18 protein-coding genes are annotated in these 26,127 nt (G+C 54.0%); 3 read left to right on the forward strand and 15 right to left on the reverse strand.

The window, feature by feature from the left end; all coding sequences use genetic code 11:
• Positions 1–96 precede the first annotated feature (96 nt).
• Both FDX19_RS24715 and mscS read left to right on the forward strand, forming a co-directional pair.
• A complete protein-coding gene (locus FDX19_RS24715) occupies positions 97–300 on the forward strand; it encodes a YfgG family protein (RefSeq protein ID WP_137384781.1) in 204 nt (67 codons plus the stop codon).
• A 366-nt stretch (positions 301–666) separates the two neighbouring features.
• Positions 667–1,545, forward strand: a complete 879-nt coding sequence (gene mscS / locus FDX19_RS24720; RefSeq protein ID WP_137384782.1) for a small-conductance mechanosensitive channel MscS — start codon at positions 667–669, stop codon at positions 1,543–1,545.
• A gap of 116 nt (positions 1,546–1,661) precedes the next feature.
• Here the strand turns inward: mscS and guaA are convergent, their stop codons facing one another.
• Together guaA and guaB are read right to left on the reverse strand one after the other, a co-directional pair.
• Positions 1,662–3,239, reverse strand: coding sequence for a glutamine-hydrolyzing GMP synthase (gene guaA, locus FDX19_RS24725; protein ID WP_137384783.1), 1,578 nt, complete (start codon positions 3,237–3,239; stop codon positions 1,662–1,664).
• A 63-nt stretch (positions 3,240–3,302) separates the two neighbouring features.
• A complete protein-coding gene (guaB, locus tag FDX19_RS24730) occupies positions 3,303–4,769 on the reverse strand; it encodes an IMP dehydrogenase (protein ID WP_137384784.1) in 1,467 nt (488 codons plus the stop codon).
• A gap of 160 nt (positions 4,770–4,929) precedes the next feature.
• Here guaB and xseA point away from each other — a divergent pair, with 160 nt between their 5' ends.
• On the forward strand, positions 4,930–6,303 hold the full coding sequence (gene xseA, locus FDX19_RS24735) for an exodeoxyribonuclease VII large subunit (RefSeq protein ID WP_137384785.1): 1,374 nt from the start codon (positions 4,930–4,932) through the stop codon (positions 6,301–6,303).
• Here the strand turns inward: xseA and FDX19_RS24740 are convergent.
• The 13 genes from FDX19_RS24740 to FDX19_RS24800 all read right to left on the reverse strand — a co-directional run bounded on the left by FDX19_RS24740 (position 6,300) and on the right by FDX19_RS24800 (position 26,050).
• Positions 6,300–6,515, reverse strand: a complete 216-nt coding sequence (locus FDX19_RS24740; RefSeq protein ID WP_137384786.1) for a zinc ribbon domain-containing protein — start codon at positions 6,513–6,515, stop codon at positions 6,300–6,302. The two genes, xseA and FDX19_RS24740, sit on opposite strands and share 4 nt — an antisense overlap.
• A gap of 52 nt (positions 6,516–6,567) precedes the next feature.
• Positions 6,568–7,650 (reverse strand): Gfo/Idh/MocA family oxidoreductase, encoded by a 1,083-nt coding sequence (locus tag FDX19_RS24745; RefSeq protein ID WP_137384787.1) that lies wholly within the window; start codon positions 7,648–7,650, stop codon positions 6,568–6,570.
• A 63-nt stretch (positions 7,651–7,713) separates the two neighbouring features.
• Positions 7,714–9,255, reverse strand: coding sequence for a peptide MFS transporter (locus FDX19_RS24750; protein ID WP_137384788.1), 1,542 nt, complete (start codon positions 9,253–9,255; stop codon positions 7,714–7,716).
• Positions 9,256–9,555: 300 nt separating this feature from the next.
• Positions 9,556–11,028: a ribosome biogenesis GTPase Der gene (der, locus tag FDX19_RS24755; protein ID WP_137384789.1), complete on the reverse strand. Its 1,473-nt coding sequence runs from the start codon at positions 11,026–11,028 to the stop codon at positions 9,556–9,558.
• A gap of 117 nt (positions 11,029–11,145) precedes the next feature.
• A complete protein-coding gene (gene bamB, locus FDX19_RS24760; RefSeq protein WP_137384790.1) occupies positions 11,146–12,324 on the reverse strand; it encodes an outer membrane protein assembly factor BamB in 1,179 nt (392 codons plus the stop codon).
• Positions 12,325–12,334: 10 nt separating this feature from the next.
• Entirely contained in the window at positions 12,335–12,955 is a 621-nt protein-coding gene (locus FDX19_RS24765; RefSeq protein ID WP_137384791.1) for a YfgM family protein, read from the reverse strand.
• A 13-nt stretch (positions 12,956–12,968) separates the two neighbouring features.
• Positions 12,969–14,243, reverse strand: coding sequence for a histidine--tRNA ligase (hisS, locus tag FDX19_RS24770; protein ID WP_137384792.1), 1,275 nt, complete (start codon positions 14,241–14,243; stop codon positions 12,969–12,971).
• 110 nt (positions 14,244–14,353) lie between these two features.
• Positions 14,354–15,472 carry a flavodoxin-dependent (E)-4-hydroxy-3-methylbut-2-enyl-diphosphate synthase gene (gene ispG, locus FDX19_RS24775; RefSeq protein ID WP_137384793.1) on the reverse strand — a complete coding sequence of 373 codons (1,119 nt, stop codon included), beginning with the start codon at positions 15,470–15,472 and terminating at the stop codon, positions 14,354–14,356.
• A gap of 26 nt (positions 15,473–15,498) precedes the next feature.
• Complete coding sequence (gene rodZ / locus FDX19_RS24780) at positions 15,499–16,491, reverse strand: cytoskeleton protein RodZ (protein WP_137384794.1); 993 nt, start codon at positions 16,489–16,491, stop codon at positions 15,499–15,501.
• 284 nt (positions 16,492–16,775) lie between these two features.
• The gene (locus tag FDX19_RS24785) at positions 16,776–17,942 is read right to left on the reverse strand and encodes a bifunctional tRNA (adenosine(37)-C2)-methyltransferase TrmG/ribosomal RNA large subunit methyltransferase RlmN (protein WP_137384795.1); all 1,167 of its coding nucleotides are present in this window, start codon (positions 17,940–17,942) and stop codon (positions 16,776–16,778) included.
• Between the two features lie 290 nt (positions 17,943–18,232).
• Positions 18,233–18,664, reverse strand: coding sequence for a nucleoside-diphosphate kinase (gene ndk / locus FDX19_RS24790; protein ID WP_003037710.1), 432 nt, complete (start codon positions 18,662–18,664; stop codon positions 18,233–18,235).
• Positions 18,665–18,802: 138 nt separating this feature from the next.
• Positions 18,803–21,115, reverse strand: coding sequence for a peptidoglycan glycosyltransferase PbpC (gene pbpC, locus FDX19_RS24795; RefSeq protein ID WP_137384796.1), 2,313 nt, complete (start codon positions 21,113–21,115; stop codon positions 18,803–18,805).
• Positions 21,116–26,050, reverse strand: a complete 4,935-nt coding sequence (locus tag FDX19_RS24800; protein WP_137384797.1) for an alpha-2-macroglobulin — start codon at positions 26,048–26,050, stop codon at positions 21,116–21,118.
• Positions 26,051–26,127: the final 77 nt, after the last annotated feature.

Here is a 26,127-nt window from a genome sequence, read left to right on the forward strand (position 1 = left end):
TGAAGCAATTTTACATAACGAGGAATTGACCATTCCCTCACAGTATGCCTTAATGTGAGTATCGCCCTCTGTTGGGTACACTACAAGGAACCTTTTGTGAGCCAGGTTACCAGCCTACGCAAACGACACCGATTTAACAGTCGCATGATCCGGATCGTACTGCTTATCAGCTTTCTCTTCTTCTTCGGACGCTTCGTCTACTCCGCCATAGGTGCGTGGCACCACCACCAGAACAAAAAAGAATCCCAGCAGATAACCCAGCCACAACAGGCATCTTCTGCTCAAACCGACGTGCGCTGATCGCTCGCATCCGTGATATCCCCAGCATTAAGATTCCTTACCGGATGGCTAATCGCCTGACATTTAACCATCCGGTAAGGGATTTGCGTGATGAAACTTCACACACTCTCCCCGCCACTCTCGCTAAATTATCGTATAATCGACCGTCTTTTTCGCACAAATACACAATCTTTTCATCCCACTTCACCGCACCATTCGCGCTGATTTTTACGTTCTAGTTTACTGGACATAAAGAAGACACACAGTGCTCAAATAGATGCTAATTAATATCGTCAGAAAATATCACGGGCGAAAACATTAATATTTCGCATGAAATTAAATGCTTATTTGAATTACGACCATTATTAAATTGTACAGGGTAATACCATGAGTGGTTTTTCACTATTTCCGAAAATAAGAAGCGGTCTTGAATGGATTGCCGGACACAGCGACGCGGTTATTCAATTCGGCTGGAATATCGTTGCTGCCATAATTTTACTGTTTGTCGGTAAATTTATCGCTCGCCTGCTCTCCCGTGGACTGGAAAAGTTACTGTTAAAACGTAAAGTTGACCGGACCATTATCCAGTTCTTCACCGCGCTGGTGCGTTATATAACCCTCGCTTTTTTCGTCGTCGCCGCGTTGGGTCGTGTCGGCATTGAAACATCGTCCATTATTGCCGTCATTGGCGCCGCTGGGCTGGCTATTGGTCTCGCGCTACAAGGATCGCTGTCCAACTTTGCCGCCGGCGTACTGTTGGTCTCCTTGCGTCCTTTCCGCGCTGGAGAAGTTGTGCAGATTGGCGCCGTCACCGGAACGGTAGAAAAGGTGCACATTTTCTCCACCACTCTGCTCACTGCTGACAGCAAAGAGGTAGTGATTCCAAACGGAAAGATCATTGCTGACAACATCATTAACTATTCCCGCCACCCGTTTCGTCGCATCGATCTGGTTATTGGCGTGGGCTATCAGAGCCGGATCGCAGACGTTAAGCGCGTGATCAACCATATCATCGAGCAGGACAGCCGCATCGATAAGCAACGTGGGGTAACCGTTCGTCTGGGCGAACTGGGCGCTTCAGCGTTGAATTTTTACGTCCGCGTATGGGTACCCAACATCGAATACTGGAATACCTATTACGATCTGCTGGAAAACATTAAAGAGGCCCTGGACGACAACCACATTGCCCTACCTTATCCGCAGATGGATATACGTGTGGAGAACGTAGCACCCCAATATCAGCCCCAGCTACAGCTGGCCGATTAGTATCCCCCGCTATAACATTCGCCAGACGTGCTTGCTGGTATGCGGGCAATAAAAAACCCTCTGTAAACAGAGGGTTTTGCATACTACCGGTCAGAAACCGCTAACAGAGAGGAGCATTATTCCCACTCAATCGTTGCTGGCGGCTTACCGCTGATGTCATACACCACGCGGGAGATACCGTTAACTTCGTTGATGATGCGGTTGGAAACGCGGCCCAGGAAGTCATACGGCAGGTGCGCCCAATGTGCGGTCATAAAGTCGATGGTTTCTACAGCACGCAGGGAGACAACCCAGTCATACTTACGGCCATCGCCCATTACGCCAACGGAACGAACCGGCAGGAATACGGTGAACGCCTGACTGACTTTGTTGTACAGGTCAGCTTTGTGCAGTTCTTCGATGAAGATAGCATCCGCACGACGCAGCAAATCGCAGTACTCTTTCTTCACTTCGCCCAGCACGCGAACGCCGAGACCAGGACCCGGGAATGGATGGCGGTACAGCATGTCATACGGGAGACCCAGTTCCAGACCAATTTTGCGCACTTCGTCTTTGAACAGCTCACGCAACGGTTCAACCAGGCCCATCTTCATCTCTTTCGGCAGGCCACCCACGTTGTGGTGAGATTTGATAACGTGTGCTTTACCGGTTGCCGAAGCAGCAGATTCGATAACGTCAGGGTAGATAGTTCCCTGCGCCAGCCATTTAACGTCTTCCAGTTTCAGTGCTTCTTCGTCGAATACTTCCACGAACACGCGACCGATGATTTTACGTTTGGCTTCCGGATCGCTCTCGCCTTTCAGCGCGTCGAGGAAACGCTGCTCGCCTTCAACGTGAACGATGTTCAGGCCGAAGTGGTCGCCGAACATATCCATCACCTGCTGCGCTTCGTTCAGACGCAACAGACCGTTATCGACGAAGACACAGGTCAGGTTTTTGCCAATTGCGCGGTGCAGCAACATTGCAGTAACGGAGGAGTCAACGCCGCCGGACAGGCCGAGGATCACTTTATCATTGCCAACCTGCTCGCGGATGCGGGCAACGGCGTCATCGATAATTTTTGCCGGCGTCCACAGCGCTTCACACTGGCAGATGTCGCGCACAAAACGCTCCAGCATGCGCATACCCTGACGGGTATGGGTCACTTCCGGGTGGAACTGCACACCGTAGAAGCGTTTTTCTTCATGCGCCATGATGGCAAACGGGCAGCTGTCGGTGCTGGCAACGGTCACGAAACCTTCCGGAATGGCGGTCACTTTGTCGCCGTGGCTCATCCACACGTCCAGCAGCGGTTTGCCGTCTGCAGTCAGGGAGTCTTCGATACCGCGGACAAGCGCGCTATCGGTCTGGACTTCAACCTGTGCATAACCGAACTCACGCTCGTTAGAACCTTCAACATGGCCACCCAGTTGCATTGCCATGGTCTGCATGCCGTAGCACACGCCAAAGACCGGCACGCCAGCATTGAACACGTACTCTGGTGCACGTGGGCTGTTTGCTTCGGTGGTACTTTCCGGACCACCGGAAAGAATAATACCGCTTGGGTTGAATTCGCGAATTTGTGCTTCCGTAACATCCCATGCCCACAGTTCACAGTAGACGCCCAGTTCACGAACGCGACGTGCAACCAGCTGAGTGTACTGCGATCCGAAATCGAGGATGAGAATGCGATGTTTATGAATATTGTCTGTCATTGACGCTAATTCCGAGGCAAGTGAAACAAATTCGCCCGGCATAGAGCCGGGCGCGGAAACTTATCAGGAGCCCATGCGGTAGTTAGGGGACTCTTTGGTGATGGTCACATCGTGAACGTGACTTTCCTGGATACCCGCACCGCTGATACGGACAAATTCAGCCTGAGTACGCAGCGCGTCGATAGTACCACAGCCGGTCAGGCCCATACAGGAGCGCAGGCCGCCCATCTGCTGGTGAATGATCTCTTTCAGGCGACCTTTATACGCCACGCGACCTTCGATACCTTCCGGAACCAGTTTGTCAGCCGCGTTATCGCTCTGGAAGTAACGGTCAGAAGACCCTTTTGACATCGCGCCCAGGGAACCCATTCCACGGTAAGACTTATAAGAACGCCCCTGGTACAGTTCGATTTCCCCCGGAGACTCTTCAGTACCTGCCAGCATAGAACCCACCATGACAGCAGCAGCACCTGCAGCAATCGCTTTAGCAATATCGCCAGAGAAACGAATACCGCCGTCGGCAATAACCGGAATGCCTGTCCCTTCCAGTGCAGCAACCGCATCAGAAACGGCGGTAATCTGCGGAACGCCCACACCGGTAACGATACGAGTCGTACAGATGGAGCCAGGACCGATACCGACTTTAACTGCGCTACAGCCTGCTTCGGCCAGCGCGCGCGCGCCTGCACCCGTAGCAACGTTACCGCCGATGATCTGCAGATCCGGGTATTTAGCACGGGTTTCGCGGATACGCTGCAGAACGCCTTCAGAGTGGCCATGAGAGGAGTCGATCAGCAGAACATCAACACCGGCGGCAACCAGCGCATCAACACGCTCTTCATTACCTGCGCCTGCACCAACCGCAGCACCCACGCGCAGACGACCATGCTCATCTTTACAGGCGTTAGGTTTACGTTCTGCTTTCTGGAAATCTTTTACGGTGATCATGCCGAGAAGATGGAAGCTGTCATCAACGACCAGCGCTTTCTCAACGCGTTTTTCGTGCATTTTTGCAAACACAACATCACGCGCTTCACCTTCGCGAACGGTCACCAGACGCTCTTTCGGCGTCATGTAAACGCTAACCGGTTGGCTGAGGTCGGTCACAAAGCGTACGTCACGACCGGTGATGATACCGACCAGTTCGTTGTCTTCCGTTACAACCGGGTAGCCTGCAAAACCGTTACGCTCGGTCAGTTCTTTCACTTCGCGCAGCGTGGTGGTTGGCAGTACGGTCTGTGGGTCAGTCACCACGCCAGATTCGTGTTTTTTCACACGTTTAACTTCTTCGGCCTGGCGCTCGATGGACATGTTTTTGTGGATAAAACCGATGCCGCCTTCCTGAGCCAGAGCAATTGCCAGGCGTGCTTCCGTCACGGTGTCCATAGCCGCAGAGAGCATAGGAATGTTCAGGCGAATGGTTTTCGTCAAATGCGTGCTGAGGTCAGCTGTATTCGGCAGAACGGTAGAATGAGCGGGAACGAGGAGGACGTCGTCAAACGTCAGGGCTTCTTTAGCGATACGTAGCATGGGCAATATCTCACCTGGGAGGTTATTAAATATTGCCGCGGCATTATACAGAGCGTAACCGATTGCATCCACACTTTTTTGCAAAAAAAACTTGCGCTCCTCGGTGAGCATGTTACTTTCGATTGAATAACCTGCTGATTTAGAATTTGATCCCGCTCACATGTTATCCTCTCAAACCACCTCAATTTTTACTGTAAGCCGCCTAAACCAGACGGTTCGTCTGCTGCTTGAGCAGGAAATGGGACACGTGTGGATCAGCGGAGAAATATCGAATTTCACCCAGCCCTCTTCAGGCCACTGGTATTTCACGCTTAAAGATGATACCGCCCAGGTACGCTGCGCGATGTTCCGCAACAGTAACCGCCGGGTGACCTTCCGCCCGCAGCATGGGCAGCAAGTGCTGGTACGCGCCAACATTACGCTGTACGAGCCGCGCGGCGACTACCAGATAATCGTCGAGAGCATGCAGCCGGCGGGCGAAGGTTTGTTGCAGCAAAAATATGAACAGCTGAAGGCCAAATTACAGGCAGAGGGGTTGTTCGATCAGCAATACAAACAACCGTTGCCCTCACCGGCCCATTGCGTCGGGGTGATCACCTCGAAAACCGGGGCGGCGCTGCACGATATCCTCCATGTTCTGAAACGTCGTGACCCTTCCCTGCCCGTGATAATTTACCCGACCGCGGTGCAGGGTGATGATGCGCCAGCTCAGATCGTGCGTGCCATTGAACTGGCTAACGCACGTCAGGAGTGCGATGTCTTAATCGTCGGCCGCGGCGGCGGATCGCTGGAAGATTTATGGAGCTTTAACGACGAACGCGTGGCGCGGGCAATATTTAACAGCGCCATTCCGGTCGTTAGCGCCGTCGGCCATGAAACCGATGTCACTATCGCTGACTTCGTCGGCGACTTGCGCGCGCCAACGCCGTCTGCGGCTGCCGAAATTGTCAGCCGCAATCAACTGGAACTGCTGCGTCAAATTCAGCATGGTCAGCAGCGTCTGGAGATGGCGATGGACTACTACATCGCGAACCGCAGTCGCCGTTTCACTCAGATGTTCCACCGTCTGCAACAGCAGCACCCACAATTGCGTCTGGCCCGTCAGCAGACCGTGCTGGAACGGCTGCGTCAGCGGATGAACGTCGCACTTGAGAATAAAATTAAGCAGGCCAATCAGCGCCAGCAGCGCGTAAGTCAACGCCTGAACCAACAAACCCCTCAGCCGCGCATCTATCGGGCGCAAACCCGTATTCAGCAACTGGAGTATCGCCTGGCGGAGAATATCCGTGCGCGTTTAAGCGAGCAGCGAGAACGCTTTGGTAATGTGGTGACGCATCTTGAAGCCGTAAGTCCGCTTTCTACGCTGGCACGCGGCTATAGCGTCACGACTGCGACGGACGGCAAAGTGCTGAAGCAGACCAAACAGGTGAAGGCCGGTGATGTGCTCACGACCCGACTGTCAGATGGTTGGGTAGAAAGTGAAGTGAAAGGCGTAACGGCGGCAAAGAAAACGCGTAAGAAAAAGCCGGATTAAACCGGCGAAAACTCCACGCGTTTCTTCGAAATCAGCCCATGGCCATTCTGACAGAAGTAATCCACCGCTCCGCAGGCTTTTAGTACCTGGAGCGGTTGATGGCACTCCGGACAGCGCGCTTCTAACGGAATATCTTTGTTGCAGTTGTCACAGTGCGCCACACCGTTTTGCGGTTCCAGTTCAGCGTGACAATCCGGGCAGTTCATTGACATGGTGACTCCTATAAAGGGCGTTCGGCTCTGCACTAATTTTACCACGATACGCTTAATGTGGGCCACGCAGCTGTTGCTGTAGGGTGAGTAATCGTCCAACCTCCTCCAGTCTGCGCTGCGTCGTGCACCTCACCTCCTGTGGGCTGCGTTCAAACAGGCTTTGCGCCCCCAGAATATGTTCCGCCAGACAATGGGCATAAATCGTACCGGGAAGCCTCCAGCGACGCACAGTATCACCATCAATCAATTCAAGCACCTCCTCGGCGCCGCGCCGGTCATGGCTGATGATACGGCCATCGCTCAGATACAGACGCAAACCTTTTTGCCCGCCAGTTGGCCCCGCGTATTTATTCAGCCAGATATCCAGCGGTATACCGCTAATCTGTCCCTGTAAATGCGCCTCTCCTTCCGCCGTGATCAGGTCCCCCTGAGCGATATCTCGTCCCAGACGGTCTTTCGCGGTTATCACCTGCAACGCCATCTCATCGTTTCCCCCGAGGTAGCGTACCGTTTCACGCAACATTGCCAGCACGTGCGTACCTATATCCAGAATCACGCCATCCGGATGGCGAAGCTCGCGCGTATCCGGCTCACCGGTGGCAAAGTTGAGCGCGATAGGTTCCCCGGCGGTGTTAAACCCGCTTGGCTCCTGCAAGAATCCTTCAAATTTAACAATGTCCGAAAAGAGGGAAACCAGTGCTGGTTGTGGGTTATCGCCCTGCCACTGCGCCCCGAGTTTCCCCAATGCCAGCTGCATTGCGCCATTACGCGCCATCCAGTGGTCTAGCGCCAGTACGCGATCAGCGACGCCGGGTTGAACCAGCAGCATTTTCAGTTTTTCAATTTGGGAAAGCGTGGCGACAATCGGTTTTTCGACCACGATACGTGCGATGGGAGCGGCCAGCGCCTGTTCCAGCACCTCAAGATGGTGCAGGGATGCGGTGGTGATAAACAGGGTATCAAGCGGTGTGGCAAGAAGTTCAGCGAGCGATGCGCAGCGTGCCACATCTGCAGGCTGTTTTGCGGGTTGCACATCAAATCCCACACAGCGGAGTGAATCACCGAACATGTGACGTAATGCGGGCAAGTATGCCGTTTCAACCACCGCGCCAAGCCCCACAAACCCTAACAGCATACGTTTACCTCGTTGATTGAATTGCCGGAGCAGAATGCCCGCCCCGGCAATGTCGAGGTGTTATCAGGCGCTGGTAACCGGTTTAGTCTGCGCATTCTCCAGCATACGGCGTATTGGAACAATGAGGACTACCAGTACCGCAGCACAGATTATCAACGCGATGGAACAACGCGCAAACAGATCCGGCAGCATATCCAACTGGTCGGCCTTCACATGACCGCCAATCAAACCTGCGGCCAGGTTACCCAGCGCACTGGCACAGAACCACAGCCCCATCATCTGACCGCGCATTCTTTCCGGTGCCAACAGCGTCATCGTCGCCAGACCGATCGGACTCAGACACAATTCACCAAGCGTCAGCATCAGGATGCTGCCCACCAGCCAGAAAGGCGAAACGCCTGCACCACCATTATTCAGCACGTTTTGCGCGGCCAGCATCATCAGGCCAAAACCCGCTGCGGCACACAGAATACCGATAACAAATTTAGTGATGCTGCTCGGGCGAATGTTCATGCTGGCAAGCTTCGGCCATGCCCAGCTAAAGACCGGGGCCAGCAGGATGATAAACAGCGCGTTAATCGACTGGAACCAGACTGCCGGGATTTCAAAATCGCCGATCATACGGTTAGTGTAGTCGTTAGCGAACAGGTTAAACGACGTTGGCTTTTGCTCAAATGCCGACCAGAAGAAGGCAGCGGAAACCAGCAGAATAAAGCAGACCAACAATCTGGCGCGCTCTTTACGGTTCAGCCCCGCAAATACAAACAGGTAGATGAAGTAGAGGGCTACGGATGCCGCAATCACATACACCAACACGCTGGCTACCGCGACCGGGTTAATCACAATCACACCTTGAGCTATCAGGGTAACAATGACTGCCACACCTACCGCCAGCGCCAACAACCACGTGCCTACGCCCTTTCTTTTGACTACCGGGCTGTTCCAGGTAGAGTCCAGCCCGACTTCGCTGTCGTAGCGTTTCATCGCCGGAACAGCAAACACGCGGAAGATAATCAACGCGACCAGCATCCCGATACCACCGATACCAAAACCCCAATGCCAGCCATGAGATTTAATCAGCCACCCGGAGATCAACGGAGCAATGAAGGAGCCCATATTGATACCCATGTAGAACAGCGAGAAACCGCCATCACGACGCGCATCGCCTTTTTTATACAGCGTCCCGACCATCACCGAGATACAGGTCTTGAACAGACCAGAGCCAAGCACGATAAACATCAGGCCGATAAAGAACAGGTTGTCACCCATGATGGCAGAGAGCGCAATCGACAGGTGGCCGAGGGCAATCAGGATAGAGCCATACCAGACAGCTCTTTGCTGACCGAGCCAGTTATCCGCCAGCCAACCGCCCGGCAGCGCGGCAAGATACATCGTACCGGCAAAGATACCGACAATCGCCGACGCATTTTCACGCGCCAGCCCCATACCGCCGTCATAAACGGTAGCAGCCATAAACAGGATCAGTAACGGACGAATGCCATAAAACGAAAAACGCTCCCACATCTCAGTGAAGAACAATGAGCCGAGCGGATAAGGATGACCGAAGAACGTTCGGCTTTCTTTTTGATTAACAGAGGATTGCATAATTCTCCCGAAAAGATATGTCGTGTGCTTGTAAACACCGTGATGTACGCCGGCCAGTTACGTAGCTGGTCGATTTTTTACATACGGCGAAGAGTTATTTAACCATTTGATAACCTGACAGTAGTTTTGTCTAGTACCAACCGGATGACTTTAAGATGAAAATTCGACAATTGTCTACTTTCTTAGATTTAAACTTGGTAAAAAGTGAATAGTCATTGACAGCAAACAGACAGGTACAGACTAAAAAAGGGCGAAAAAAAGCCCGCGATTTACGCGGGCCTCTATCGCCATCAGCAAGCGTTACTTGCTTTTTTTGATGTGCTTAATCAAACGCTTACGCTTACGCATCTGCGTTGGTGTCAGTGTATTACGTTTGTTCGCAAACGGGTTTTCCCCTTCTTTGAACTGAATACGGATTGGCGTCCCCATGACTTCCAGTGATTTGCGGAAGTAGTTCATCAGATAGCGCTTGTATGAATCCGGCAGGTCTTTCACCTGGTTACCGTGAATCACCACAATCGGCGGGTTATAACCACCGGCGTGTGCATACTTAAGCTTCACTCGGCGACCACGCACCAGCGGCGGCTGATGGTCTTCTGCCGCCATGGTCATGATGCGGGTCAGCATCGCGGTGCTAACGCGGCGGGTTGAGCTGTCATACGCTTCGCGCACGGATTCGAACAGGTTACCTACACCGCTGCCGTGCAGCGCGGAGATAAAGTGAACGCGGGCAAAGTCGATAAAGCCCAGACGGAAGTCCAGCGTCTCTTTTACCTGTTCTTTCACTTCCTGCGTCAGGCCGTCCCATTTGTTGACGACGATAACAAGTGAGCGCCCACTATTGAGGATAAAGCCCAGCAGCGAGAGGTCCTGATCGGAAATCCCCTCGCGAGCGTCAATCACCAGCATCACCACGTTGGCATCTTCAATTGCCTGCAACGTTTTGATTACGGAGAACTTTTCTACCGCTTCGGTAATTTTACCGCGTTTACGTACACCCGCAGTGTCAATCAGCACATATTCGCGCTCATCACGTTGCATCGGAATATAAATACTGTCGCGCGTGGTCCCCGGCATATCGTAAACCACAACGCGGTCTTCACCGAGAATACGGTTAGTCAGTGTGGACTTACCTACGTTCGGGCGCCCGACAATGGCCAGCTTGATGGGCAGATCCTGCGGATTGAAATCATCTTCAGGCTCTTCTTCACCGTTTTCTTCGGCTTCCAGTTTCGCCCAGTATTCCGCATCTTCATCTACTTCTTCCTGCGGCGCGACATCATCCATCCACGGCAGCAAAACGTGCTCCAGCAGGCTGAGGACACCACGACCATGGGACGCCGCGATGGGGTAAATTTCGCCCAGCCCCAGCGAATAGAAATCGACAACGGCCTGATCCGGATCGAGTCCATCGGTTTTGTTAGCGACCAGGAACGTCGGCTTCTGGCGCGCACGCAGATGCTTGGCAATGGCTTCATCTGCCGGCATCAGACCAGCACGCGCATCCACCATGAACAGCACAACGTCTGCTTCCTCGATAGCCAGCAACGACTGCTCAGCCATACGGGTTTCAACACCGTCTTCGGTGCCATCAATACCGCCAGTATCAATGCAGATAAACTCGCGGCCTTCAATTTCCGCACGACCGTACTTACGGTCACGAGTCAGACCCGGGAAATCCGCAACCAGCGCATCTCGGGTGCGAGTTAGACGGTTAAATAACGTGGATTTGCCAACGTTAGGGCGCCCGACAAGCGCGACCACAGGTACCATGTTTAAAGCCTCATTTAAAAAATCATCAGACAACGGACGCTATTTTTGCGCCATTGTTAAAAACAGTAAAACGGCCCCTGCACCAGGAGCCGTTTTTCAAAGCGAGCGGCAGGACGATTAACGCGTAATGGAGTACAGCGTACCGTCTTTCGCCTGGATCAGCAGTTTACCATCAGCAGAAACCGGCTCGGTCAGGAAACCGGAGCTGTCGACTTTCTGCTGAGCGACAAAGCGACCATCTTCAACGTTAATCCAGTGCAGGTAGCCTTCGCTATCGCCTACGACCAGGTTACCGTTATACAGAGCCGGAGACGTCAGCAGACGGTGCAGCAGATCGCTTTGCGTCCACAGCGTCACGCCGCCATCGGTCGTCAGCGCCAGCACACGGTCATTCTGATCAACCAGATAGATACGATTACCATCAACGATAAAATCATTCACCGAGCCGAGCTCACGTTTCCACATGATCTGGCCGCTGCGCAGATCCAGCGCCGTCAGGTTACCATTATAAGCCAGCGCGTAAACTACGCCATTGACGATAACCGGCGTGGTATCGACATCACTCAGACGATCGATTTCGGTTGGGCCAGTGGCCTGAGAGATACGCTGCTGCCAAATCATCTGGCCCTGCTGCATCAGTACGGCACTTACGCGACCATTGTCGCCACCCACAATCGCTGCGCCAAAGGCGGTCGCCGGAGCGGATTCACCACGTAAGGAAAGTGATGGCATGTCGAGATTTACGGTCCATTTGATGGCGCCGTCAGCTTCGTTCAATGCCTGCAACTGACCGTTACTGGTGTGGATCAATACCACGCCATCGCTCACCACCGGGCGCGACAACGCTTCACCGGCAACTTTCGTTTGCCATGCGGTTGTACCGTCACTGGTGTTAAGCGCATAAACCTGTGCTTTTTCGCTGCCAATATAAACATGGCCGCCCGACACGGTTACACCGCCAGAAAGCTGAGCAGATGCACGGGAGAACCAACCGTCTTTCTCACCCAGATTAACAGACCAGACTTCTTTGCCGTCGTCTGCGTTCAGCGCTTTCACCACACCTGCGCGATCAGCTGCATAGACCACGTTATCCGCCAGTGCAGGATGAAGGTTAGAATAGAAATCGCCAATACCGTTGCCTACAGAAGTGCTCCAGGCAGTAGACGGAGTAAACTGGTTTTCAACCACCGGTAACGGGGACATCTTAACGACATCTTCTTCGCCACTAAACAGTGAACAGCCGCTCAATAGGGTAACGGAAAGCAGCCCTGGCAGAAGTAATTTACGCAATTGCATCGGGTCCCTCTCAGATGGACAAATTATTGATTTTCATCTGCATCATTTCGCTCAGAGCAGGAGAGGCATCGCTTTTCACACCCGCTTCCCATGCGCTACGCGCACCTTGTTTGTCGCCTTTGCTCAGCAACGCTTCACCACGCAGATCGGCCACAATTGCCGCCCACCCTTCACCTTTAATGGTATCGAGTGTTTTCAGCGCGGTATCAGCCTGCTTAAGCTGAACCTGAACACGAGCAAGACGCAGATTAAGCACCGCTTTGAGATTCTCATCGCTGGTGGCGGCCAGGCCTTGTTGTAACTGGGCCGCGGCTTTCTCTAGTTCGTTTTGGTCAACAAACTGCTGTGCCAGTTCCATTGACGCTAACGCGCCATAGGTGTTTTTGTTTTCCGCTGCAAATTTCTCTGCGGCAGAAATGCTATCAGGCTTACCTGCGCTAACCGCAGTCACCGTATTTTGATATGCCAGAGAAGCAGAGCGTGCGGACTCCGTCTGATGACTGGTCCAGTAACGCCAGCCGACCAGCGCGCCAACCCCTAAAATGACCCCAACAACCAGCGCTTTGCCGTTTTCAGCAAAGAAGCGTTTTACCGCATCAACCTGGTCGTGTTCGTTCTCGTAAATTTCCACGCTGTCCTTCTCCTTAGCCCAGTAGAGTGCGCAAATGCGTGGCAACGCTATCCTGCGCTACTGCCGTTTGCTCACCAGAGCGCAAATCCTTCACTACAACGGTACCGTCAGCCACTTCGGACTCACCCAGTACCAGTGCAACGCGGGCGCCCCACTTATCGGCGCGAGCAAACTGTTTCTTAAAGTTGCCGCCACCGTGGTTAGTCATCAGTTTCACACCAGGAACGTCATCACGCAGACGTTCAGCAAGCCGCATAGCGGCTGACTGCGTATCCGCACCTGACGCCACCAGGTATATATCGACAACAGGATCTGCGTTAAATTCCGGATTAACTGCCTGAACTAGCAAAACAAGTCGTTCCAGACCCATAGCGAAACCTACCGCTGGCGTGGCACGACCGCCAAGTTGCTCAACCAGACCATCATAACGACCACCTGCACAGACGGTACCCTGTGAGCCCAGGCTGTTGGTTACCCACTCAAATACGGTGCGGTTGTAATAGTCGAGACCACGAACCAGACGCTGATTAACGGTGTAGGCAATACCTGCGGATTCCAGCAATTTGCACAGACCCGCGAAATGTTCGCGAGAATCGTCATCAAGATAATCACCCAGAGCAGGGGCATCGTTCAGCAGCGCCTGCACGTCCGGGTTTTTGGAGTCGAGAACGCGCAGCGGGTTGGTATACATGCGGCGCTTGCAATCTTCGTCCAGTTTTTCTTTGTGCTGTTCCAGATAGGCGACCAGCGCATCACGGTAGTTAGCACGCGCTTCAAGCGAACCAATAGAGTTCAGCTCAAGGCTAACATGCTGGGAAATACCCAGTGCACGCCACCAGCGGGCCGTCAGCATAATCAGCTCAGCATCAATGTCCGGGCCTTGCAGACCAAACACTTCGACACCCAACTGATGGAATTGGCGATAACGACCTTTTTGCGGACGTTCGTGGCGGAACATCGGCCCGATGTACCACAGACGCTGTTCCTGATTGTACAGGAGACCATGTTCGATGCCGGCGCGTACGCAGCCCGCAGTGCCTTCAGGACGCAGGGTCAGGCTGTCGCCATTGCGGTCCTCAAAGGTATACATCTCTTTTTCAACGACGTCGGTCACTTCACCGATCGCACGTTTGAATAACGGGGTCTGCTCTACAATCGGCAAGCGGATTTCACTGTAACCGTAGCTGCCGAGCACGTTTTTGAGAGTGCCTTCAATGCGCTGCCAGATGGCGGTTTCGCCAGGCAGATAATCGTTCATGCCGCGAATGGCTTGAATGTTTTTTGCCACGTTTATTCTCTTTATGGATATAAAAATGAACCCTCAGCGCTAACCCGAACAATGCGGGCGCCATGCGGGTTCAATCATACACGGGAAGCACGCCGCTTCCCATCACGTTGTTATTTTTCAAGCTGCTGCACGTCGATACGACGCGCTTCGTCCAGAATACTCGCTTTAGCGCGGATGCGGGCTTCAAGCTGCGTAATCATGTCGTCGTTATCGAGTCTGTCCTTACGCACGCCGTCTTCATACAGGCCGCTTTTCTTGTTGCCGCCCGTCACACCCAGCGTGGAAACCAGTGCTTCGCCAGGACCGTTTACCACGCAGCCGATGATCGAAACGTCCATTGGCGTAATGATATCTTCCAGGCGTTGCTCCAGCGCGTTAACCGTGCCGATAACGTCGAACTCCTGGCGTGAGCAGGTTGGACAAGCGATGAAGTTGATCCCGCGCGCGCGAATGCGCAGCGATTTCAGGATATCAAAACCCACTTTGATCTCTTCCACCGGATCCGCCGCCAAAGAAACGCGCAGCGTGTCGCCGATCCCTTCAGATAACAGCAGGCCAAGGCCGATCGCGGACTTCACCGAGCCGCTACGCAGGCCACCGGCTTCTGTGATCCCCAGGTGCAGCGGCTGATCCATCTGTTTTGCCAGCAGACGATACGATTCTACGGCGAGAAAAACATCAGATGCTTTCACGCTGACTTTGAACTGATCGAAGTTCAGGCGATCGAGATGATCCACATGACGCATCGCGGATTCCAGCAGCGCCTGCGGCGTCGGTTCACCGTATTTTTCCTGCAGGTCTTTTTCCAGCGATCCGGCGTTTACGCCGATACGGATAGGAATATTTTTATCACGAGCGCAATCCACCACCATGCGAATACGCTCTTCACTGCCGATATTACCTGGGTTAATACGCAGACAATCGACACCGTATTCCGCCACTTTCAGCGCAATACGGTAATCAAAGTGAATATCGGCAACCAGCGGGACATTAACCTGCTGTTTGATAAGCTTGAACGCTTCTGCAGCATCCATTGTCGGTACAGAGACGCGAACAATGTCTGCGCCTACACGTTCCAGCGCTTTGATCTGATTAACCGTCGCTTCCACATCCGTGGTCCGCGTATTGGTCATAGACTGTACGGCGATGGGCGCACCATCGCCGATCGGCACGTTCCCAACGTAAATGCGTGTCGATTTTCTACGTTGAATTGGAGCCTGATTATGCATTAAAAAATCTCCCGCATTGCCGTCTGTTACTGAGCCGGTGATTGTTCGGCATTAACGGTCAGACGCGCAACCTGGTTAGTTCTGATAAAACGACTCAGGTCGACAGGTTTACCCTGGAACTGAATCTGCACTGCCGCCGGAGCACCAATTTTCAGTTTGTACGGTGCCTGACCGGTCAGATTCAAATTGCCATCTTTACGCTGCATGCCGCTAAACAGTTTTTTACCGGTTGCGTCGGTCACTTCCAGCCAGCAGTCAGCGGTGAAATTCATCACCAGCGCGTTAGGATCGGCAGCCGGCGTTGTTACACCCGCCTGGTCAGTCGGCAATGGTGCCGCTGTCGCCGGTGCAGTCGGTGTGGTCGTTGCCGTATCAACATTGGCCTGAGACGGAGCCACAACGGCGTTTTGATCTGCGCCAGGCGCCGGGGTCGCTGCGGTATCCGGCGTTTGAGCGGCATCAGCCACTGCGCCATCATCCGGAGCCGGTGTACTGTCCTGGCTTGCAGCGGCGCTGGTATCCAGCGGCACGCTCTGCGCGTTATCTTTACCGGCATTCAGTTCAGCGGAAGATTGATCGGCCATCGTGGTGATCTCTTCCTGCTGTGCTTTATGGTTCTGCCACCACCAGGCACCGGTCAGTCCGACAACGACAAACAGCACAAGCCAGGTAAAGGTCATTAACCAGCCGTCACGTTTCTTACGACGCTTACCGAGCGAGAAGCTCTGCATCGGTGCGACTTTAGCTGGTCGAATCGGAGCCTGTTTTTCCAGCCCTGGCAACAGTTCTTCTTCAGGAATATGCACCAGACGCGCATAAGAACGGATATACCCACGCAGGAATGTCGAAGCGAGATCGGCTGGCGCCTTATCTTCTTCAATATCGCGTACCGTGGAGACCTTCAGGCAGAGTCGTTCCGCGACCACCTGTTGGCTGAATCCGAGTTGTTCACGGGCATTGCGCAGACGAACGCCGGTGGAGAGTGCTTCATTTTTGTCGTGCGTGGCTTCAGTATTCATTCGCTACAGCTGCGTAAATTTGGGTTCTGGCGCCGGCGAGCCACAATGCTCACCCACACCGCGAAACATCTGGTCAGTTAACCTTCGTCAGACAGTATAAAACGGTCAGACTATCTATGACAAAACAGCGTAAACCTAAGGGCTAAACGCTTGTTGCACCGCTACATACTGCCTTAAAGTCGACTAAAACGCACCGTTATTATTGATCCGACGACGACAACAAAGGACCTTATGTAACTTACATTGCACTACGGTACATTATTTATACCGTAGTGCATTCGGCATCAAACGGTTTTGATATCGATAGCATCGCCCTGCATACGCTTGCGCAGAGTACGCTTGGTACGGTCGATAACGTCTCCCGCCAGTTGACCACAGGCTGCATCGATGTCATCACCACGTGTTTTACGCACGATGGTCGTGAAACCATAGCTCATCAACACTTTAGAGAAACGATCGATACGACTGTTAGAGCTACGGCCATACGGCGCGCCCGGGAACGGGTTCCACGGAATCAGGTTGATCTTACACGGCGTATCTTTCAGCAGTTCTGCAAGCTGATGCGCATGCTCAGTGCCATCGTTGATATGGTCCAACATCACATACTCGATGGTCACGCGGCCCTGGTTCGCATTGGATTTCTCCAGATAGCGGCGCACTGCCCCGAGGAACGTTTCAATATTGTACTTTTTGTTGATAGGTACAATTTCGTCACGAATTTCATCATTTGGCGCATGCAGAGAAATCGCCAGTGCGACATCAATCATATCGCCCAACTTATCCAGCGCAGGGACGACGCCTGAGGTGGACAGCGTAACGCGACGCTTGGACAACCCGAAACCGAAGTCATCAAGCATAATTTCCATCGCCGGAACGACGTTAGTCAGGTTAAGCAGTGGCTCCCCCATCCCCATCATCACCACGTTGGTGATGGGACGTACGCCTGTGGCTTTCACCGCGCCGACGATTTTCGCCGCACGCCAGACCTGACCAATGATTTCCGACACCCGCAGGTTACGGTTAAAGCCCTGCTGCGCCGTAGAGCAGAATTTACACTCTAATGCACAACCAACCTGTGAAGAAACACACAGGGTCGCGCGATCGTCTTCCGGGATATACACCGTTTCAACGCGCTGATCGCCAACCGCGATGGCCCATTTGATAGTGCCATCAGAAGAACGCTGCTCTTCCACCACTTCCGGGGCGCGAATTTCAGCCACTTCTTTCAGTTTGTTACGCAGCACCTTATTGATGTCAGTCATGTCATCAAAATTGTCGCTGCAATAGTGGTACATCCATTTCATGACCTGATCGGCACGAAACGGCTTTTCGCCCATCTCTTTGAAGAATTCGCGCATCTGCTGACGGTTCAGATCCAGCAGGTTAATTTTTCCATTTTTATTTGGAACCGCAGCAATGACGACTTCAGAGGTGTTAACTAATTCAGACATAATTTTTTCCGGCCTCGTTGTTACACGTTATGGCCCGTGGAGGGTTAAAAAGAAACGCCCCGGTAAGCGGTCTGCTCTTCCGGGGCGTTGCATTGTACAAAGTCTGGCGCAGGGATGCCACGTTTGCACGAAGCATTAGCGAAAATAATATGTAAATCGCTAATTCATCTCCAAAGGATTTCGCGTCGCAGGAAGGCGGCAAGTTCGAGCATCCCCGGGAGCATAGAAAACTATGTGACCGGGGTAAACGGACGCAGCCAACGCATCTGCGACGTGAAAGACGCAGGAGATTAGCGCGTGCGCGGGCAAACCTCACCTTCACCAAAGAAATAGGCGATTTCACGGGCTGCGGATTCAACGGAATCGGAACCGTGGGTACCATTTTCGGTGAAGCTGTCCGCGTAGTCGGCACGCAGCGTACCGGCCAGCGCATTTGCCGGATTCGTTGCGCCCAGCAGATCGCGATGACGCTGTACGGCATTTTCGCTTTCCAGTACGGAAACGACGATTGGACCGGAGGTCATGAATTCAACCAGGCCATCAAAGAACGGTTTGCCGTCGTGCTCAGCATAGAAGCCACGCGCCTGCTCAACGGTCAGGTGCAGCATTTTAGTGCCGACAATTTTGAACCCTGCTGCTTCGAAGCGCGCAAAGATGCTCCCAATAACGTTTTTTGCCACCGCGTTTGGTTTGATGATGGAAAAAGTACGTTCAATAGCCATGATTACCTCTGAAAAAAGATGTTCTGTTATGGTTTACCTGGCGCGGATTATAAAGAGCATCCTGGCCGTTGACTATTGACGAAGGTAACATTTCTTTAAAATAAGATGATTTTTAGCAACAAACCATCTCAACCTGGTCTATTGCAAAGAAAATCTCACCGTCGCCACCTGTCCCGCGTCATCCATCACCAGCAGTTGGTAATCCCCTTTTACGGTGAGTCGCAGGGTAAGACGACGCCCACGATCATCCAGCCGTTCGCCGTTAAGGAACCACCAGCGCTCACCTGTCCCACCGCTGGTTTGCACCGGTAATGAAGCCTGCTGCATACCGGGTAAACGTTTCACAATCGCGCCATCGCGCACACCTGTCAACTGCAGCGGTAATGTAGCATCCTGCCCCAGCGGCGGACAGATTGCAGAAACCGGCGGTAACCTCGCCCCCCGACGCTCTGATTCCGGCAGCCAGGGTTCCAGCGGCAATGGCCAGACGACTAATGTTTGCTCACGCGCCTGCGAGCAATCCGCTGCAACGCGTTTTCCCTCATCGTCCAGCCAGACAGGAAAACGAATGCCACTCACGCCTTCTTGTTCGGGTAATAACAACGTTGGCGGTTGGCTACCGTCCAGTAGCCAGGTGGCTAAACGACGACGACAGTTACCATCACCCTCCGGCAGAGATTGCCCGCCAGGCCAGCACACCACACCGCGGCTAACTGAATCAGGACGAGGATCCTCCGGCTGAGCGCTTCCCCGCGCCAGCAGCATATTATTCACCTGATTTAAAAGAGGGACGGCGCTGGCAAAACCAAACTGCCCGACCACCGGCGTACCGTCGGGTCGACCGGTCCAGATACCTATCACATAACGTGAATTAACGCCGATTGCCCATGCGTCACGATAGCCATAACTGGTGCCCGTTTTCCACGCCAGCGGGACCACTCTGCTCATAGCGTTATCCGGTAGCGGTTGCGCTTCATCGGCCATAATGCGGCGAATAATCCACGCCGCGCCCGCCGACATCAACGGACGTTCAAGCAGTGGGTCGCCCGGCTGCAGACGCAGTTTTCCCGCTTTTCCCTGGCGAGCAAACGCGCTGTATGCCGCCGCCATATCTTCAAGTCTCGCCCCCGCGCCGCCCAGGATCAACGACAGATTCGGCGTGGCTCCTGCGGGTAAATACAACGGCAAACCCACATTACGCAATTTTGCGGCAAAACGCTTCGGGCCATAGGCTTCAAGCACCTGCACGGCGGGTAAATTGAGTGAACGCACCAGCGCTTCACTCATGCTCACCGGGCCATGAAAGCCACTATCAAAATTCCCTGGACGATAATCCCCGGTACGACGCGGCACGTCCTGCAACAACGAAGCAGGATGAATGAGTCCGTCATCCAACGCCAGGCCATATACAAACGGCTTTAGCACCGAGCCGGGCGAACGGATCGCATTCACCATATCCACATGACCAAAGCGGGAGTCATCATTCATATCTACCGACCCCACCCAGCCACGCACGCTCATATCGGTGTGATCGACCACAATCATCGCCAGCGAACTGCGCGCAGGTAAGCGCCCCTTCCAGTTTTGCGCCAGCTCTTCCAGTTGGCGCTGCAACCCGGCGTCAAGGGTGGTCACGATTTTATCGCTTCGGCTTTTTCCCAGCATCATGCGCGAGAATAACGGCGCTAACTGCGGCATTTGTCTGGGCGCCAACCAGACCGGTTCTTCGCGCGACTCCTGTACCTGTCTGGCAGGCCAAATGCCCTGCGTCGCCATACGTTCGAGCACTTTATTGCGCGCCGCTTGCGCGCGATCCGGCCAACGGTCCGGGCGCAGACGACTCGGCGCCTGCGGCAGCACCGCCAGCAGCGCAGCATCGGAATAACTCAATTGCGCGGGCGATTTGCCAAGATAGGCCCAGCTTGCCGCCCCCACGCCCTGCAGCGTACCGCCAAATGGCGCACGGTTAAGATACAGCGTCAGGATGTCGCGCTTGGAAAGGTGCCACTCCAGTTGCATTGCGCGCCAGAGTTGGCGGAACTTACCGCCAAAGGTGCGAGGATGAGGGTCAAGTAATCTTGCGACCTGCATGGTGAGCGTACTGCCGCCCGAAACCACGCGCCCGGAGGAGAGATCCTGCCACGCTGCGCGCAGCACCGAAAACGGATTAACACCGGGATGTTTCCAGAACCAGCGATCTTCGTAATTAATTAACGCGTCGAGGTACCGGGGCGAGACCTCATCAATTGTGACCGGATAACGCCAGATACCGTCCGCATCGGCAAAACGCCATAGCGGTGTACCATCGTACGCCACCACGACACGCGCAGGATCGACTTCATGAAGCGGCAGCGGCCAGATTTTATCTGCCGACCAAACCGCCGCCACGAGTAATAGCATAACGGCGACCAGCCAGAGCCAGCAGCCGCGTTTCCCCAACCGGTGCATCATTTACGGTCTGACAATCAGTGGCCCCTCTGCCGTACCGGTCGCACGCCACTGCGGAACATACATTGATTCCACCTGCGGCACAGGAATCTGATAGGTCCCCGGCGTTACCGCCCGCGCCAGATACACCAGCGTGACCGGTTGTCCTTCGTTGACTGCCACCGCCGCGACAAAACGGTCGTCGCGGAACTCCACATGCTGAATATCCGCCTGCTGCATCTGATTGAGCAGATTCGCCACTTCGCTACCGCTATCCTGCAAACTGGCGCTGCCGTTGGCCAGATTCTGGTTTTCCAGTTCCAGTCCGGCGGGCAGCAGATCAACGACTAACGCATCAGGCACGTTCTGGCTGGCTTTTACCGTCAGCCAAACCAGCACCAGTTCGCCGCTGCGCAGAGAGTCCAGCGATTTGCTGCGACCATCCAGCCCCAGGATCTGACGTTCAATATGCAGAACGTTGCTGGCAGGCGTCGGTGAGGTTTGCGGATAACCGCTCACATCCAGACGCAGCCACAACGGTAGATTACCGGTATTGGTGACGCTCAGCGTAGACAGTGTGTCGGCATCCAAATTGCGGGTTAGCGATTTATCCCCTGCCAATGGTTGCTCCGAGAGTGACGTTTGCGCCTGCCACGTGCCAGGTAAATCCTGTAGCGTACGCGCGGCAAGGAACAACGCATTATTTTCCTGAGTCGAGAGCCAGCGCTGTCCAAAGGCCTGTTCTGACAACGTGTTCAGCAGCGTATTCTGCACCTCAGGTTTGAGCTTGTTCTCTTCGAGCAAAGCCAGCATCAACGCGTTATCCCGTAACGCACTGCCGTAATCCGCCATCCACTGCTGCGCGTCGCGACGTGGTGTATTCAATGCCAACGTCAACGCTTGTTCACTGCGATTCGCATCCCCCATGTTTTTCAGCGCAATACCCAGTTGCAGCAGCGGCAAACCAGACGCCGCTTGTGCACGACGCTCCCAGATTTCGCGTAGTGCGCCGAGCGGGGCTTTCTGCTGGCGAGCCAGCACCAGTGCTGCATATGCCTGTACTGCAAAGCGGCTTGTTGAGGTATCGTCGGTATAGCGTATCGACATCATGCCCGGGTCCTGTAAATAGCGCAGCAACCGTTCATTCCCCCGGTTAATCACCTCTGTCGGTACGCTGTAGCCCTGTTCATTCGCCCGGACGAGGAAGTCCATGACATACGCGGTCAGCCAGTACTCTTCCGACCCGTTCTTGTCCCACAATGCAAACCCCCCGTTATCACGCTGCATCTGCACTAAACGGGAAATCCCAATATCGACTGCCGCGCGACGTTTTTCATCGCTGTCGCCCACAATACCTAACGCCTTCAATTGCGCAGCGTTGGTGTATAAGGATGGGAACAACCCGCTCGCCGTTTGCTCCAGGCAACCGTAAGGGTAAGCTTTCAGTTCGCGGATATAACGCGCCAGATTTAGCGGCGGCTTACCGCTGAACAGCAGTTGTCCCTGCATCGTCGCAGGGGAGAAATTGGTCAGTTCTTCGCCCGGAAGCTGCCAGGTTGCGCCCGGCTGAAGTGCGACACCGTTATTAACGGTTTGCGCCGGGAACGCCGGACGCACACCAATCTTCCACTGTTTATGCTGAACAGGCAGCGTTTCACCCGGTAAAGTCAGACCGCTAATTTCTGCCTGAATTTCGCCATCACCAAACCCCTCCCGTGCTCGCACCGGCACAAACAGCGTGGTGCGTACGCCTGGCGCCAGATTCACGGGTGCCGGATCTTGCCCCATCAGTTCCAGTAATCCACTGGCAGTAAGCTTAATATTCAGCGTTTGCGGTTTGTCTGTCAGGTTAGTCACATCCAGCGTCAGTCGCGACGTATCCCCCCCGGCCAGGAAGCGCGGGGTATTCAATTCAGCAATCACCGGGGCGGCAACAATCGCTTTACTTTCGCTGCTGCCAAAGTCATCCGCCGTCCAGGCCTGCGCCATTACCCGCAGCTCGCCGTTGAAATCCCCAATCGGTAACGTCACCGTACCTTCGCCCTGCTCGTTGAGCGTCACCGGCAGTGCCTGTTGCGCGACGATATTGACGTGATTGACCGGTGGTTTACCGCCACGTTTTAACTCATCGCCATCGCCGCCAAAACGCAGCGCCGCCAGCCGCCCTTGCCCTTCGATTACCTGGCCGTAAATATCATAAATATCCGCGCCATAGCGTTTTTGTCCGAAAAATGCCTGCCACGGATCTGGCGTGGCGTAATCGGTAATGTTCAGCACCCCGCTATCAACGGCAGAGACCAGCACGTTAACCTGTTTTGGTACGTCGCCATTTTTGACGCTGGCTTTAATCTTGACGGTCAACGGCTGGTTTGGCCGTATTTTCGCCGGGTTTTCCAGCGCCAGCGCCAGACGACGGTTTTCATCGCCTAACGGCAAATGCAGTAAACCGACCGCCCGTTTTGGCGTTGCCGAACGGGACTTGTCGCCAGGGCGAATCACCAGCGCACTGAGATACAAATCGTGGCGATTCCAGGTTTTATCGATCGGGATGGAGATATCGAGACCATCCGCCGGTACGTCTATTTCTTGCCACCACAGCGGACCTTCGCTGGATTCCACCATCGCATAACCTTTGCCAGCAGCAGGAGCGGCAACGTGCAGGTTCATGGTATCGCCGGGACGATAGCTGGGTTTATCCAGTTTCAGCGTCACGCGATCAGGACGGACAGCGCCGCTACCGTCGCTGTTATCCTGCCAGCTATAACCCGCCCAGAAGCGTACGCTGCTCACTGTATCATTCGGGGCTTTTACTTCCAGACGATAAGCGCCCCACTCTACCGGGAAGCTAACTTTACCGGTTTCATCGGCCTTAAGATCCAGGGTCTGCTCACCCTCAACCAAATCTTTTTGGTCGAACTGTGATTGCCAGCCCTCGCCTTCAGACCAGTTCCAGTAATAATCCCGACGTTCGCGAATCAAACGCACCTGCAAACCGGTTACCGCTTTTTTCCCGCCTTGCGCATCGGCATATACGATATCGAAAGCGGCATTGCTGTCTTCATCAACGATGGGCTGATTCACGGTGGTATCAGTGCGGTAGTCATACACGGCTTTCGCCGCAAACTGCGGACGAATACCCGGCAGCGTGTCCGCAGGCCAGATAGCTTGTTCTGCCCGACGGGTCACCGGACGGCCGCCCGACTCCAGCAGGCTGGCCTGCAAAATGACCTGCAGCGGCGAATGCGTTTCTTGCCACTGGCTACTGGCAATGACCTCGCCACGACCTTGTTCATCTAACGTAATCTGAACTTCATCGAGACTACGGGACAGGTTTTCCTCAGCAATATTACCGAACTGGAACCCAGGCAGCGCCTGCACCGCTTCACGCAGTGGTCGCAGGAAAAGCTGGCCTTGCAGGGCATTACCATTGGCAGGTGCGCCGTACAGGTAGTAGCCCACAACGGAAAACTTCACGTCATCCGCCGGCGCCACGGGCGTCTTGTCTGCAGCGAGATTGAGCGCCATTCGCTCCGGCATAAAGTCTTCGACGTGGAAATCCCACATCCGCGACTGGTTATCACCGGTATTAGCCCGAATATGCCACATGCCGGTTGGCGCACTGCTGTCCAGCGGCCAGCTAAAGCGATACAGACCGTTTTCAGGTTGGCTGACCACCGAACGTAGCACCTGCCCGTCGGGCTTCACCACCTCCAGCTTAATGGGCTGATCGGGCAGTGTTCTTCCGTCACTATCGCGCAGTAATCCGTTGAGGATCACCGTTTCACCAGGACGATAGAGATCGCGCGGACCAAACATAAAGAACTGCTTGCTGTAACCCGGCGCACCGGCAATATCAAACTCGGCCAGATCCAGCGCCGGAAGTTTCAAATCCAACAAGGTGGTTTGCCCATCTTTTCGCGCCAGCAATACAGCCGCATCTTTATCAGCTTCAAGCTTTACATGCCCCTGCGCATCACTGGTGGCTTGCGCCAATGTCTGCCCTTTCTCATTGAGTAAGGTGATATCAATCCCTTGTTGCGCAGCACCGTTTTCCAGGCTTTGTGTGAAAACATCCAGTTGGTTGTGGTAACGGTGGACAGAGACACCGATATCGCTGAGCGTAAACAACGTCGCGGCATTGCTGTAGTTGTAATGCCCGGCCTGATTCATCACCGCCACGTACACGCCCGCCTGCTGCAGCGGCTTGATATCGCTCAGCGGCAGCAGCAGTTTCTCTCGGGTGTTACGCGCCGGATTGAGGTCAAAGCGTCCGGTATACACCAGTTCCGCCATTTTCAGCAGATTGTCAGACTCCCAGTTTGCCAACGAATTGCGGTATTCCCACTGGCTGACAAACGCGCCGAGCGACTCAGGTTTCACGCGAAAGAAGTTCACATCTACGCTACTGACGTTCAGCGTCATCACCGGTAATCCTTCGATCACTTTGCCCGGCAGCAGCGAGCCACGACTGGCAAACCCTACGCTTGGCTGAACATCGCGGGTGGTAATATTTTTTTCATACTCAATACCAAACGTCGCTTTATTCAATGCCAACAAGTCACGCTCAATGGTGACCACCAGCTCGCGGTTGGGTTCAAGGTGGCGTAAACGCAGCTCTTTCAGATTCGGCGCCAGCTCCCAGGCCCCGTCCACTTTGCCGCTTTTTTTATCGACAACGTGCACGACGCGGGAAAAATCTTGTTCGGGATTGAGAGGAATAGAGAAAGTCAGGACCAGAGTTGCAGCGCCATCAAGCTGAACTTCAGAGGCATCCAGCAGCGTCAGCGGTTTACCCTGACTTTGCTGTGTCAGCTTGTGTAATTGCGCCGGATCTTTTGCCGGTGCGCTCTGCGGGGCTGGCGCATCATTTTTCGCCGCTGTTAACGGCTTATCGTTATTATTATCGCACCCTGCCAGGGCCAGCATCAGCATGCAGGCCGCTACGCGAAGATATTTCATTTTTCATCCCTGGCCGCAGTGGCCTGTTAGCTACGCAGTACAACTATTATGCGTCAGATTTCTTACGGTGGCAGTCG

It is taken from the genome of Citrobacter sp. wls619 (assembly GCF_005281345.1).
Classification (GTDB): domain Bacteria; phylum Pseudomonadota; class Gammaproteobacteria; order Enterobacterales; family Enterobacteriaceae; genus Citrobacter.

What these genes read in the sequence shown, in the direction of transcription:
- FDX19_RS24750 (WP_137384788.1), bottom strand. Translation starts at nt 9,255, where the DNA reads ATGCAATCCTCTGTTAATCAAAAAGAAAGCCGAACGTTCTTCGGTCAT.
- mscS (WP_137384782.1), top strand. Translation starts at nt 667, where the DNA reads ATGAGTGGTTTTTCACTATTTCCGAAAATAAGAAGCGGTCTTGAATGG.
- FDX19_RS24785 (WP_137384795.1), bottom strand. Translation starts at nt 17,942, where the DNA reads ATGTCTGAATTAGTTAACACCTCTGAAGTCGTCATTGCTGCGGTTCCA.
- rodZ (WP_137384794.1), bottom strand. Translation starts at nt 16,491, where the DNA reads ATGAATACTGAAGCCACGCACGACAAAAATGAAGCACTCTCCACCGGC.
- guaA (WP_137384783.1), bottom strand. Translation starts at nt 3,239, where the DNA reads ATGACAGACAATATTCATAAACATCGCATTCTCATCCTCGATTTCGGA.
- ndk (WP_003037710.1), bottom strand. Translation starts at nt 18,664, where the DNA reads ATGGCTATTGAACGTACTTTTTCCATCATCAAACCAAACGCGGTGGCA.
- FDX19_RS24745 (WP_137384787.1), bottom strand. Translation starts at nt 7,650, where the DNA reads ATGCTGTTAGGGTTTGTGGGGCTTGGCGCGGTGGTTGAAACGGCATAC.
- FDX19_RS24740 (WP_137384786.1), bottom strand. Translation starts at nt 6,515, where the DNA reads ATGTCAATGAACTGCCCGGATTGTCACGCTGAACTGGAACCGCAAAAC.
- bamB (WP_137384790.1), bottom strand. Translation starts at nt 12,324, where the DNA reads ATGCAATTGCGTAAATTACTTCTGCCAGGGCTGCTTTCCGTTACCCTA.
- pbpC (WP_137384796.1), bottom strand. Translation starts at nt 21,115, where the DNA reads ATGATGCACCGGTTGGGGAAACGCGGCTGCTGGCTCTGGCTGGTCGCC.
- guaB (WP_137384784.1), bottom strand. Translation starts at nt 4,769, where the DNA reads ATGCTACGTATCGCTAAAGAAGCCCTGACGTTTGACGACGTCCTCCTC.
- FDX19_RS24800 (WP_137384797.1), bottom strand. Translation starts at nt 26,050, where the DNA reads ATGAAATATCTTCGCGTAGCGGCCTGCATGCTGATGCTGGCCCTGGCA.
- xseA (WP_137384785.1), top strand. Translation starts at nt 4,930, where the DNA reads ATGTTATCCTCTCAAACCACCTCAATTTTTACTGTAAGCCGCCTAAAC.
- ispG (WP_137384793.1), bottom strand. Translation starts at nt 15,472, where the DNA reads ATGCATAATCAGGCTCCAATTCAACGTAGAAAATCGACACGCATTTAC.
- der (WP_137384789.1), bottom strand. Translation starts at nt 11,028, where the DNA reads ATGGTACCTGTGGTCGCGCTTGTCGGGCGCCCTAACGTTGGCAAATCC.